The 12,126-nt window shown below is 64.2% G+C and carries 13 protein-coding genes; 6 read left to right on the forward strand and 7 right to left on the reverse strand.

All coding sequences use genetic code 11. The annotated features are described in order from the left end of the window. Window positions 1-261 precede the first annotated feature (261 nt). Entirely contained in the window at window positions 262-534 is a 273-nt protein-coding gene (locus P9273_RS00835) for an exopolysaccharide production repressor exox (RefSeq protein WP_278047206.1), read from the forward strand. On the opposite strand, the gene P9273_RS00840 is transcribed toward P9273_RS00835, so the two are convergent. The 7 genes from P9273_RS00840 to P9273_RS00870 all read right to left on the reverse strand — a co-directional run bounded on the left by P9273_RS00840 (window position 508) and on the right by P9273_RS00870 (window position 6,628). Continuing rightward, the gene (locus tag P9273_RS00840) at window positions 508-2,403 is read right to left on the reverse strand and encodes an ABC transporter ATP-binding protein (RefSeq protein ID WP_278047207.1); all 1,896 of its coding nucleotides are present in this window, start codon (window positions 2,401-2,403) and stop codon (window positions 508-510) included. The genes P9273_RS00835 and P9273_RS00840 overlap by 27 nt on opposite strands. Before the next feature lie 8 nt (window positions 2,404-2,411). Further along, window positions 2,412-3,392, reverse strand: a complete 981-nt coding sequence (locus P9273_RS00845) for a serine kinase (protein ID WP_278047208.1) — start codon at window positions 3,390-3,392, stop codon at window positions 2,412-2,414. Continuing rightward, window positions 3,389-5,302, reverse strand: a complete 1,914-nt coding sequence (locus P9273_RS00850) for a lasso peptide isopeptide bond-forming cyclase (RefSeq protein ID WP_278047209.1) — start codon at window positions 5,300-5,302, stop codon at window positions 3,389-3,391. The genes P9273_RS00845 and P9273_RS00850 overlap by 4 nt, the downstream gene beginning before the upstream one ends. Window positions 5,303-5,305: 3 nt before the next feature. Further along, window positions 5,306-5,722 carry a lasso peptide biosynthesis B2 protein gene (locus P9273_RS00855; protein ID WP_278047210.1) on the reverse strand — a complete coding sequence of 139 codons (417 nt, stop codon included), beginning with the start codon at window positions 5,720-5,722 and terminating at the stop codon, window positions 5,306-5,308. Continuing rightward, on the reverse strand, window positions 5,706-6,005 hold the full coding sequence (locus P9273_RS00860; RefSeq protein WP_278047211.1) for a PqqD family protein: 300 nt from the start codon (window positions 6,003-6,005) through the stop codon (window positions 5,706-5,708). Before P9273_RS00860 ends, P9273_RS00855 begins: the two co-directional genes overlap by 17 nt. Window positions 6,006-6,158: 153 nt before the next feature. Then, a complete protein-coding gene (locus tag P9273_RS00865; RefSeq protein ID WP_278047212.1) occupies window positions 6,159-6,311 on the reverse strand; it encodes a lasso RiPP family leader peptide-containing protein in 153 nt (50 codons plus the stop codon). Window positions 6,312-6,415: 104 nt separating this feature from the next. Further along, complete coding sequence (locus tag P9273_RS00870; protein WP_278047213.1) at window positions 6,416-6,628, reverse strand: hypothetical protein; 213 nt, start codon at window positions 6,626-6,628, stop codon at window positions 6,416-6,418. 183 nt (window positions 6,629-6,811) lie between these two features. On the opposite strand from P9273_RS00870, the gene P9273_RS00875 reads away from it, so the two are divergent. The 5 genes from P9273_RS00875 (at window position 6,812) to P9273_RS00895 (ending at window position 12,085) form a co-directional block, all read left to right on the forward strand. Continuing rightward, window positions 6,812-8,062, forward strand: coding sequence for a nucleotidyltransferase family protein (locus tag P9273_RS00875; RefSeq protein WP_278047214.1), 1,251 nt, complete (start codon window positions 6,812-6,814; stop codon window positions 8,060-8,062). Next, the gene (locus tag P9273_RS00880; protein ID WP_442920176.1) at window positions 8,046-9,107 is read left to right on the forward strand and encodes a glycosyltransferase family 2 protein; all 1,062 of its coding nucleotides are present in this window, start codon (window positions 8,046-8,048) and stop codon (window positions 9,105-9,107) included. Before P9273_RS00875 ends, P9273_RS00880 begins: the two co-directional genes overlap by 17 nt. A gap of 124 nt (window positions 9,108-9,231) precedes the next feature. Continuing rightward, window positions 9,232-9,609: a hypothetical protein gene (locus P9273_RS00885; protein ID WP_278047215.1), complete on the forward strand. Its 378-nt coding sequence runs from the start codon at window positions 9,232-9,234 to the stop codon at window positions 9,607-9,609. Between the two features lie 127 nt (window positions 9,610-9,736). Continuing rightward, window positions 9,737-10,621 carry a family 16 glycosylhydrolase gene (locus P9273_RS00890; RefSeq protein ID WP_278047216.1) on the forward strand — a complete coding sequence of 295 codons (885 nt, stop codon included), beginning with the start codon at window positions 9,737-9,739 and terminating at the stop codon, window positions 10,619-10,621. Between the two features lie 132 nt (window positions 10,622-10,753). Further along, window positions 10,754-12,085 (forward strand): UDP-glucose dehydrogenase family protein, encoded by a 1,332-nt coding sequence (locus P9273_RS00895; RefSeq protein WP_278047217.1) that lies wholly within the window; start codon window positions 10,754-10,756, stop codon window positions 12,083-12,085. The last annotated feature ends 41 nt before the right edge of the window (window positions 12,086-12,126 follow it).

The raw sequence follows: 12,126 nt of genomic DNA on the forward strand, positions 1-12,126 counted from the left end.
TGTCGGGGCCATAGTGTGCGACGCACCATGGCAGAGTCGATCTCGTAAAATCCTTGGAAACCATACCTGTGGGGCCTTGCTCCAATCGGCCTGCCTTAATAGAGTCGCAAATTGTTCCTGTCATTGTCGGCATGGGTAAGGAAGGCCGGAAGCAACCGGCCGGATTGGGCAGCCAGAAAGAGTTCTTTGGCGCAACGGGGAGTTACGCGGGTGGGTAAGTCGCAGCGTCTGCATGCTCGTCTCGGTTGAAGGCCGGCGAACATGTCTCTGCCAAAATTCATCATCGGCATGATGTTCGCGCTCGCGATCATCATCGGCTGGTCCTATCTCGATGATGCACCGGCGGGCACCATCCTCTTGCGTGCTATCGTCTGCGCCGTGATCATCCAGGCAGGCTATTTCCTTCTGGTCTTCGCCATGATCGGCCGGGCCACACCGACATCGGCAGGCAAGGTCCGTGAAGCCGACCGCGGCACGATCCTCGACAAGGTCGCCGAAAGCGAAAAGCTAAGCGCCAGGCGCAGCCTCCGTTGATCGCTCGACCGACGCCGGGACCAGTCCGGCCTCGACCGCGGGCGTGGTTTCACGCTCGGCCTGCTCGCCTGACAGCATCCTCGCAAGACGGCTGCCGGCTTTTGCTTTCAGCCGCCGATATTGTCCGACCTCGACGATCCGCCCGTTCTCGATGGCCACGACCCAGTCGGCGAAGGCGATCATCGACGGCCGGTGCGCGATGGTCAGAATCGTCATTTGGCCGCGCAGCGCCTCGATCGATTGCGCGATCAGCGACTGGTTCTGCCAGTCGAGCGCGCTCGTCGCCTCGTCGAGGATAAGCAGCGAGGGCTTGCGCAGCAGCGCCCGCGCCAGGGCGATGCGCTGCCGCTCGCCGCCGGAGAGCCGCACACCGCGGTCGCCCACCACCGTCTCGAGCCGCAATGCCAGCCGCTCGACAAAATCGGCCGCATGGGCGTTGCGCAGTGCTGCCCAGAGCTCGTCGTCGCTCGCCTCAGGCGCGGCAAGGCGCAGATTGGCGGCGATCGTGTCGTGCAGCAGGAACACGTCCTGCGGCACATAGGCGACCTGATCGCGCCAGGCCCTGCGGTTCTGGGCGGTGATCTCCACGCCGTCGGCCAGGATCCGGCCGCTGGTTGGTTCGAGCAGGCCGAGCAGCATGTCGGCGATCGTGCTCTTGCCGGAGCCGGAAGGGCCGATCAGCGCCGTCACCTTGCCGGCCGGCAGGCCGAAGCTGATATCGCTGACGACCGGTTTCCCGTCGCCTTCGCCATAGACGAAAGAAACATCGCGGATGTTGAGGCCCGTATCGAGCGTGAGTTTCGCGCCCTGCTCGCCCGCGTTCTCTTCCGGCTCCCGCTCGGCATCGAAACGGGCCTGGAGGCTTCGCATCGAAGCATAGGCCGGCAGGTTGATCAGCACCTGCTGCGTCTGAAGCTGCATGTCCATGAAGCGCGGCGCCACGCGCATGAAGACCAGGAGCAGCACGACGATCTCGGCAAGCGACAAATGGAAGCCGACCAGCGCTATGTAGATGAAGAGGCTGAGCCCGATCACGCTGGTAACCTGGAACAGCGCGGTGCCGAGCGAGGAGTTGCGGACGAAGGCGATGTTGTCGGCCTTCATCCTGTCCAACGTCGCGCCGAGCTCGGCGAAATAGCCCGCCTCGACATTCAGGCTCTTGGCCACCTTGATGCCGCCGAGAAACTCCGAGACCGTGCGGTACTGGTCCTGGCGATTGCCGGTCAGCGCGCGGCCATAGGCACTGGCGCGCGCCCTGAACGGTCGCAGGGCGATCAGCAGCACCAGGCCGATGAAAATGGCGAAACATGTCATCACCGGCGAGATGAAGAGCGAGACCACGAGATAGCCGGTGAGAAGCAGCGTCGCCTGGGTAAGCATGAGCAGCGAGAAGGCGGCGACCTGCACCCGGTCGACATCGCCGTTCAGCGCATGGTCGAGATCGGAGCTGCGGATGCGGGTGAAGACGCCCCATCGCGCCTTGCCGACGCTCTCGAACAGGTTCATGCGCACGCGGTTGACGAAGTCGTAGAGCAGCCGCGCCATGTAGACGGACTTGAAGCGGTTGAAAATCGCTTGCAGCGCCACCAGCGCGACGAGCAGCGAGAGCACGGTGGCAAGCGACAGCGTTCCGCCGGGCACCAGCCAACGCAAAGCCTCCGGCACCCCGACCGCATAATCCTGCTCGGCCTTGCCGATCAGGCGCAGCAGCGGAACGAGAAGCAGGATCGAGATGCCTTCGGTGAGGCTCCCCAGGATCAGGAAGGCAAGCGCCGTCGCCGTGCGTCGCCCGCCGACATGCGCCATCATGGCGCCGAAGCCGGCGACATCCCGGAAAAACGACACGCGAAGCTTGGAGGACCAGCCCATGCCTTGGCTCACCTTGTCCCGGCCGCCAGGTCGGTTTCGATCGCGGCGACCGCCTCGTCTATCCGGGCAAGTCCGGCCGGCACTTCGAGGCGGCTGACGCCCACCCGTCCGGCGACCTGTGCGCATTGGCCGAGATGGACCGAGGCGGAATCACCCGGCAGCGCCTGCCGGCCGAACCGCGTGACATAGGAGAATTTGATGATCGCCGGCAGCGCGGCGGCCCCGGCCAGCGGCGAAATCGCCGCCCGCCCGCCGCGCTCGAGCACATAGATGCGCGATACCGGCACTGCTTCACCGGCAAATCCCTCACGCAGCCGGTGCTGCGCCTTGTCGATTTGCGGATGCACCTGCGGACGCACCTCTGCCTGCTCGAGGCGAATGGCGCCCGCGGCGTCCGCGGCGAGCTTGAGCTGCGGAAATCCGGGCAGGATCATCGGCCGGCCCGGGTCGGACAGATCCAGCGCCAGGACGTCGTCGGTGAGCAGCCGATGGCCGGCGCGGATCATCGCGCCAGCCGTCGTCGACTTGCCGGCGCCCTTGTCGCCCATGAAGATCACGCTCTTGCCGCCGACGGCAATGGCGCTGGCATGCAGCACGAGCAGCCCGCGCTGGTGAAGAGCGAGCGCCATCACCGGCCCGAGCAGCGGAAAGGCAAGCAGCGGATCGTCGATCCCCGGCGCCGGATCGACGTCGATTCGCATGCCGCCGCTGATCATGAAGGTGCCTACCGCCTGCCAGGAAAGATATTGGCGCGCCGGCTCGAACCGGAACGCCGTGGCGCCCGCCGATACGCCGTCCGGAAAATCGACCGGCCCGACTGCGATCTCCAGGTCCGGCGTCGCCGGCCCCGTCGGGTCCAGTTCCGGCAAGCTCACTTCCGAGCGCACGATCAGCCCGTAGGCCTTGTAGAAATGACGGATCCGTTCGCCCGGCGCCGGCGTCTCGGTGGCGGTTTCGGGCCGCGCAAGGGAAGCGATCGGAAGGTTCATGCCGGGCTTCCTTGGACTTGCCGCAGCCACAGCGACAGCGAAACCGAGCGCCAGACATGCTGGACGTCCGGCAGCGTCGCCTGGTCGGGCTGGCTGAGCAGGCGCTCATAGACCGCGTTCACTTCGGGCAGGTTGACATAGGGCGCGATCCGCTCGCTGTCCGAAATCAGCAGCCTGTCCAGAAGCTCGCGATGGTTGCCGAGCATGCCCTTGACCAGATTGGCGGTGAAATCGATCTTGTCGCGCCGCCACTGCACCGCCGGCGGCAGGACGCCTTGCATGGCCCGGCGCAGCACATGGCGACCGAAGCCGTCCCTGAGCTTTTCCTCGCCGGGCAGCGCCAGGCAGAATTCGACGAGCGGCTTGTCCCAGAACGGATAGCGGGGCTCGACGCCGAAATTGGCGGCGGCCTTGTCGAGCACCTCAAAGGCGTGCGGCACCAGCCCGTTGGACAAAAGCCAGCGATGCGTCAGCGCTTCGCTGGCCGTAACGGCTGCTGGCATGTAGCCGCTGCGGTGGAAACGCTCGGCAAGATCGGTGCGCCTGGCAAGCTCCGGGTTGACCAGGCCCGCCCAGGCGGCGCGTGCCGCTGGCGCCGGCCTGCCCCGCACCTTGCCGACAAAACGTCTGGCCATCGATCTCATCCTGGCGATCCGCCACGCCGGCCCGTAGATGGTCAGGAACTTGAAGTAGAGCGAGAGCATCCCCTCGCCATAGGTGTTGGCGGCGCTGCGCAATTCGCACCACAGCTCCAGCCACCTGCCGGCATTGGCGAGTTCGTGAAGGTGCCCATGGCCCTGCGAGACGACCTCGTCGCCGCCATGCCCGTCGAGAAGCACTTTGACGCCGTTGACGCCGGCGGTGCGGTAAAGGTCGCGCGTCAGTGACAGGCCAGGCGCCAGGAACGTGCCTTCCTGCTCCTCCAGCATGCGCTCGAATTCGGCGAAAGGCGCGTAGTTGCCGACCGCGATCAGCGTGGCGTCGAGCGGATTGTCGGCGACGACCGCATCGATGAACGGCTTCTCGTCCATGGACGAGCCCTTATCGAACACCAGCGAGAAGGTCTTGAGCTTCGGGTTGCGCTTCGCCGCCGCCCTGAGGCCCGCGAGACAGGCGATCGAGGAGGAATCGAGCCCGCCGCTCAGCATGGCGCCCACGGCCGGCGTGCCACGCATGCGGTTCTCCACCGATTGCGCGAAGAGATGCCGGAATTCCTCGGCCGCGTCCAACCGCGGCGGCCGCTGCGACGGCTCGATCTGCCAGTAGCGCCGCAGCATTACCTGACGGTCCGCGACCATCATGCTGTGCCGTGCCGGCAGGCGGAAGATTTCTGCATAGGGCGTAGCCTGCGGATCGTCCGGCAGGCCGGCGAGGAAACCGGAGATCTGGTGTTCGCTGAGCCGTCTGCCGACGCCGTCCAGCGCCAGGATCGGCCCGATCTCCGAGGCGAACGCAAAACGCCTGCCGGTCGAATGATAGTAGAAAGGTTTGACGCCGAAATGGTCGCGCGCGCAAAACAGCGCCTGCCTCTCGCCATCCCATATCGCGAAGGCGAAATCGCCCTGCAGATAGGTCGGGCAGGCCTCGCCCCATTTGAGGTAGGCGCGCATGATGAGCATCGCGTCGGCCATCGCCCGATCGCGCAGGCCGAGCCGCGCCAGAAGCTCGTCGCGATTGTCCAGCCGGCAGTCGGCGGTGATGGCGAGCTTGCCGCCGGCCATCGTCAGCGGACCGGGGCCGTCCTCACCGGTCGTGTCGAGCCAGGCGTGGCCGAGCGCCACGCTGCCCTCCGTCCACCAGGAACTGCCGTCGCGGGCGCGGTGGCGCATGCGCGAAAGCATCTCCTGGACATCGCCGGCCCCGGCGGGCCGGCCATTGTCGCCATGCACGATTCCGGCCACGCCGCTCATCGCTCACGATCCATGATCGACCAGATGGGCAAATCCATTGATCGAGCCGCCGAGCACGATGTGGTTGCCGCTCATCAGCCAGGCATGCGCCTTGAGCTCGCTGCCCGTTCCTTTTTCGATGCCGATGCTGATCTTCGATGCATTGCCCTGGCGAGCGAGCAGATATTGCCCGGCCAGCGCCTGGGTGAGGCAAGTGGCGCCCGGCACGAGCCGCGCCGCGGCGGCAACGCCCCAGGCAACCCGCCGCAGGTCGCCGATGCCGGCGTCACGCCTGGCATCCAGCCGTGTGACCATACCACGGACGCGATTGTAGGAGGACAGCGTCAGCGCGAACCGCACCGCGCCCACCACCATCAGGCAGCGCGCCAGAAACAGTATCTCGCGGCCGCTCAGCGAGCGGAGCCTAGACCAGTTCCTCACGGTGGAGCCTCGCAAGCCCTGCTTCAGTGAGCCCCTTGAGCAAGCCCTCGACATCGGCCTTGCAGCGCTCGGCATCGACATTGTAGCGCGCGAGCACGGCGCTGCGGATATCGAGGATCGATCGCGGCTCCTGGATCTGCTCCCAGATGAACGCGCCGACGCCGTTCAGGCTGTAATAGACGTTGGATTTGAGGTGAAGCAGCGCCAGCCCGGCGCCGAATTCACATGCGACCGCCTCGCCGGTCGCGACCACGCGGTCATGGTCCGAGGGGTCCCAGTCCATCCTAAAACCTCGTTGCTGGCCACCGCGCCCTTGGGCCTTTTCGCCGTGGATCGGTTGCCGGCGATCCTCGGCAGCAAGCCGGGGGACAAAGCCCCCCGGCTCACCTGATGGAGATCCGGAGCCCCAACCTAGACACCCGGATGCCTGTAAGCTTTAAGAGAAAGTCAGCTCGCCGACCGGCGTGTGCGCGGGAAAGCTCGCGTCAAGCGCCGTCGTGCCAGCACCGCCCTGCGTGATGGATTCAATCGAACCGTGAATCGTCAGGCTGGGGGTCTCGTACTCATGCTTTTCAACATTCTGTTCCATTCTACTCTCCAATTAAGGACTGGAAGCGGCTGCAGAATGCCGCCAGCATATGGCTATGCTGCAATGCGATTGCTGCACGGCAACATCTATGAGTCAAGCCTGATTTACCGAGCATTAATCAATTCTCGGTTGCGCTCGCCTTCGTTAATGATCAAGCCCTGGACGCCATTATCGTAAACCTCGACTGCCCCAGGATTCAACCGCAGGTCTTCGCCGTTTAGATAAGCACCTGATTTATTTGTGGTAATTTTCGCGACGCGAAAATCTGTTTCACAGATGCGAAGAAGTTGCTGCAAAAAATGCCGAATTTCGGCCACGACCGGATGTCCCTGCGTTGTCTTTAAAAGTGATCAAACGTTTGACCATGTTAACGCTTGGGTTGCAGCGATGAAACGGCTCCAGCCAGGCTGAGGGGCAATCGCGTTAATTTTCCCGGTGCTTTTCTTCGCAGTTGCGGTATAAACCGCCCGGGCGGTATTTTGCGGAGAACGACATCGGCCATGGCGGTGCAGGATGGCTCCTATGAAAGGCTGCGCGCAGCCGGTTGCGCCGACGAAGTCGCCTATGTGCAGGCCTGCCTGAGGCTGTTTTTCGCGCCGCGAGCCAACATTACGGACGGCCGAGCCGATGTCCCAGCGCCGACGGTCTCGGCCGCGACTCCAATCACGGTCTCCCCAATCTCAGCGACCCCAATCTCAGCGACAAAGGTCGCCGACATCGCCAGGCTGAACAAGGTCGCCGTGATCCTGCTCAGGGCGCTCAAGCATGCTCCCGCAGGTGCCGCGCCCGCGGAATTGCCTGGATGGCTCGATGGCTATCGTCGGCGCACGATGTCGATGAACGCCGCCTGCATCGGCGACTCGATAGCCATCGATCGCGCGCTGCGCGAGAGGCAGGTCGATTTCGTCTTCCTCAAGGGGCCGCTCCAGCAGCATCTGCTCTATGGCGACCATTTCATGAAGCCTTCCGGCGATGTCGACATACTGGTTTCGCCGGCGCGCTTTGGCCAAGCGCGCGAGGCGTTGCGGGCGATAGGCTACGAGGTCGCCGGGAAATCCCGCTCCGTCTGGTGGGTTCGCTTCCTTGGCGAGCAGCACATGGTTCGCGAAGATGGCGCGAGGACTTCGACGGTCGACCTCCATCACCGGCTGCAGCAGCCGGGATCGCCGAGCCCGCGCGACGTCGACGGCTTCCTGCGCCGCAAACGCGAAGTCGAGGTGGCCGGAGCCGTCATGCCGGTGATCTCGGCGGCCGACACGCTGCTTTTGTCCTCGATCAGCGTCGCCAAGGCCTTTTTCAACCGCGAGCCCTGCGCCGGCTATGTCTGCGACGTCAGGGCCAGCGCCAGCCGCCTGAACGACGCCGAGCAGCAGAGGGTGCTCGATCACGCCGCCGGACAGGGCCTGGCGGATACGCTGCTCCTCGGCCTGCGCGCGGCCGACGTGCTGCTTGGCGCCACAGGTACCCTGCTTTCGGAGCGCGCCACCCGCATTCTGGCCCGCATCGGCAATGCCGATCTCTTCCACATGGTCATGGCGCCGTGGCTCGCGTCGCTCCGCTGGCCGCAGCGCCGCCATGTGCTTTGGGAGCTCTGCGGCCGCGAGCCGGTCCGTTACCTTGCTGAAGCCGGCTGGGCGGCCTCCGCCGACCTCAGCAGGCGCATCTTCGAGCGCCCGGCCACGGTCCAGTCGCCGCCGAGCGAAATGATCAAAATCGTGGGCGGGGCGGCCAATCATGCAAGCGAAAGGTAAGTCCATGCCCGTGACGACGCCCATCACGACCCCCGTGACGACCTTGGGGGTCTGCGTCATCATCGCCGCGCGCAATGCGGCGCGCACCATTCCCGGCGCCATCGCTTCGGCGCTGCGCGAAACGGAAGTCGCCGAAGTCATCGTGGTCGACGACGCCTCCACCGACGACACCCGGGACGTGGCTTTGGCCGCCGACGACGGCAGCGGCCGGCTTGCCGTCATCCGCTTCGACGTCAATCGGGGTCCTTCCGCCGCGCGCAACGCCGCCATCCAGGCCTCCAAATCGCCCTTCATCAGCATTCTCGATGCCGACGATTTCTTCCTCGAAGGCCGTTTTCGCCGGCTTTTCGCCAGCACCGACTGGGATTTCGCCGCCGACAACATCATGCTGATCCGTGACGATGCCGCGACCGACCCCGCCAAGGTCGCAGCGCCGCCTTTCGCTGCCGAGCCGGAATTTCTCGATTTCGAGCGCTTCATCGAGGGCAACATCTCGCGCCGCCGTGTGCGGCGTGGCGAGCTCGGCTTCCTCAAGCCGGTGATCAGCCGGGCTTTCCTGGAGCGACATGGACTGAGCTATGACGAGAACCTCAGGCTTGGCGAGGACTACGAGCTTTACGCGCGCGCTGTCGCCTGCGGCGCTCGGTTCAAGGTCATCAAGTCATGCGGCTATGGCGCGATCGTGCGCGCCGATTCGCTCAGCGGCCGCCACAGGACGCAGGATTTGAAGCGCCTTGCCGATGCCGATCTGGCGCTGCTCCAGATCGACAGCCTTCCGGAGCGCTCGAAGGCCGCGTTGCGGCGCCATGAGCGCCATGTCCGCGACAAATACCGGCTGCGCAACTTTCTTGACGTGAAAGCCGAGCGCGGCCTGGCATCAGCCGCGGCCTACGCCTTCGCAAGCCAGTCGAATCTGATCCCGATCGTCTGCGGCGTCGCCACGGATAAGCTCGACGCGCTGTTCCGCCGCACCGGGATTGCTGCGCGGCAGCAAATACCGCCGATGCGCTTCCTGATGGCGGCAACCAGCACGGCGAGCGAGTGATCCTGCATTGCCCCGGAAGCTGCCGCCCCTCAAAAAATCCGCATTCCGAAAACTATGATGTTGCCTAGTCGCTGCCGGAATGGCAGTCTATGTTGCAATGCAGCAATTTCGAAAGGCCGATAGGATGGCTTCGATTTTTGGCTTCAGATCCCGGGATCCGGCGCGCGACCGGCAGACCGATCTCCAGCGTTTCGACCGGCTGTCGAAGCTGTTCGACCAGATCGCGGCGGAGATCGAGGCGGAGAAAACCGGGCTGGAGAACCGTTACAAGTCGACGGCCGCCAACGCGGCCTTCCTGGTCGAGGCGATGGAGAACGGATCGGCGTCGGCCAGCAAGGGATCGGACGTCAGCGCGATGACCAGCTCGATCCTGAATTGCGAGCGGCGCATTGCCGAGCTCGCTCGCCAAAAAAGTTTGATGAGGGAACTGCGTCATTCGCTCGACGCGATGGTCGAGGATGGTTCCGACCGGCCTGCTGCGCAGGCGGCGGCAAGAGGCTGATGGCGCGTCAGGCGCCGTCATCGGTACGAGGCATTAGAGGAGTTCAAAGGGCGGAGGATCAGAAGCGGCTCGCTCATGCGAACCGAGGATGACTTGGGTTGGGCGGACAACACAAGGTGAGTTTGTTATGAACGCAGATCCGGACAAAACCTCCACCGTGGCGGCTTGCGCGATGTCGCATGCGCCAGGGAGGGGATTAACCAGCCTGCGGCTCGGCGTGGCCGGCGCCCTGTTTGCGGTTGCAGCGGCCCTTGCGGCGGGCCTGCATCCCGCGCACGCGCAAGAGGCGCAGCAAGAGCCGCAAAGCGCGCCGTCCTTCGTCGACAATTTCTCGAATTTCAACCAGTCCCGCTGGTTTGTCTCGGACGGCTGGACCAATGGCGCCCATCAGAACTGCACCTGGTCGAAGGATCTCGTGCGGCTTTCCGACGGCGTGCTATCGCTAGGCTTCGAAAAGCGTAAGCTGAAGGACCGCGAGTTCGCCTGCGCCGAGATCCAGACCAAGCAGCGCTACGGCTACGGCGTCTACGAGGCGCGCATGAAGACCGGCACCGGCTCCGGCCTCAACGCCGCCTTCTTCTCCTATATCGGCCCGCAGGACAAACAGCCTTGGGACGAGATCGACTTCGAGGTCCTCACCAAGGATCCGTCGAAAGTGCAGGTCAACAGCTACATCCAGGGCAAGCCGAAGAACGGCAAGCTGGTCGACGTCGAGGGCGGCGCCGACAAGGGTTTCAACGATTACGGCTTCGTCTGGGAGAAGGACCGGCTGCGCTGGTACATCAACGGCAAGCTCGTCCATGAGGTGACCAACCCGGACGAGCTGCCGACGCATTCGCAGAAAATCTTCTTCAGCCTCTGGGGCAGCGACAAGCTGACCAACTGGATGGGCGCCTTCACCGATCCCGGCAGCAAGGTGACCATGCAGGTCAAGCGCGCCGCTTTCACCGCTTTGGGCCAGCCATGCCAGTTTCCGGAATCGCTGGCATGCAGCATAAGTAATTCCAATTAGGCATGATCCCCAAAAGTGGGGAACCGGTTTTGGGGTAAGATCATGCCGAACCAGCTAGGCCGTTGGGCCTGGGGGACATCTGAACCGGCCGGACCGCTTTTGTGGCCCGGCCTTTGACAGGAATAGAACCAAATGAATTTGACGGTGTTTGGGATTGGCTATGTCGGTCTCGTCCAGGCCGCAGTGCTTGCCGAGGTCGGCCATGAGGTGGTGTGCGTCGATGTTGACGAGAAGAAGGTGGAGCGGCTCAACCAGGGTTTGATCCCGATTTTCGAACCGGGCCTCGAAAACCTTGTCAAGGAAAACCATGCTGCGGGGCGCATCCGCTTCACCACGGACGCCGCAGCGGCGGTCAGGCATGGCCAGATCCAGATGATCGCGGTCGGCACGCCGCCCGGCGAGGACGGCTCCGCCGACCTGAAATATGTGCTGGCCGTCGCCGAGACCATCGGCCGGGAGATGGACAGCCCCAAGATCGTCGTCGGCAAGTCGACCGTGCCGGTCGGTACTTGCGAAAAGGTGAAGGCCAGGATCGCCGAGACGCTGAAGAAGCGCGGCCGCGAGGATCTGAGCTTCGACGTCGCCTCGAATCCCGAATTCCTCAAGGAGGGCTCGGCGGTCGCCGATTGCATGAAGCCGGACCGCATCATCGTCGGCACCTCCAGCGAGGATACCGAGATGGTGATGCGCGAACTCTACGCGCCGTTCAACCGCAACCACGAGAAGATGATCGTGATGGATGTGCGCAGCGCCGAGTTCACCAAATACGCCGCCAATTGCATGCTGGCGACCAAGATCAGCTTCATGAACGAGATGGCCAATCTCGCCGAGCAGCTGGGCGCCGACATCGAGGAGGTGCGCAAGGGCATCGGCTCGGATCCGCGCATCGGCTACCACTTCATCTACCCCGGCCTCGGCTATGGCGGTTCTTGCTTCCCGAAGGATGTTCGCGCGCTGATCAAGACCGCCGAGGGCGTCAAGTTCGACCCCAAATTGCTGCGCGCCGTCGAGGAGCGCAACAATGCGCAAAAGTCGGTCCTGTTCGACAAGGTCAACCACTATTTCAAGGGCGCGCTCAGGGGCAGGACCTTTGCGGTCTGGGGGCTCGCCTTCAAGCCCAACACCGACGACATGCGCGAGGCGCCGTCGCGCACGCTGATGGAGGCGCTGTGGGCAGCCGGCGCCAAGGTGCAGGCCTACGATCCCGAGGCGATGCAGGAGTGCCAGTCGATCTACGGCCTGCGCGAGGATCTGCTTTTGTGCGGCACCAAGGAAGCGGCGCTGCGCGGCGCCGACGCGCTGTTGATCTGCACCGAATGGAAGAGCTTCCGCGCGCCGTCCTTCGACGCGCTCAAGGATGCGCTGACGACGCCGGTCATCTTCGACGGCCGCAATCTCTACGATCCCAAGGTGATCGCGCGCTACGGCATCGAATATTTCTCGATCGGCAGGATGGCCGCATGACGATGGCTGCTTGCCTCAAGAAAAACGATGGCCGCCAACGG

It is taken from the genome of Mesorhizobium sp. WSM4935, assembly GCF_029625735.1.
In the GTDB taxonomy this organism is placed as follows: domain Bacteria; phylum Pseudomonadota; class Alphaproteobacteria; order Rhizobiales; family Rhizobiaceae; genus Mesorhizobium.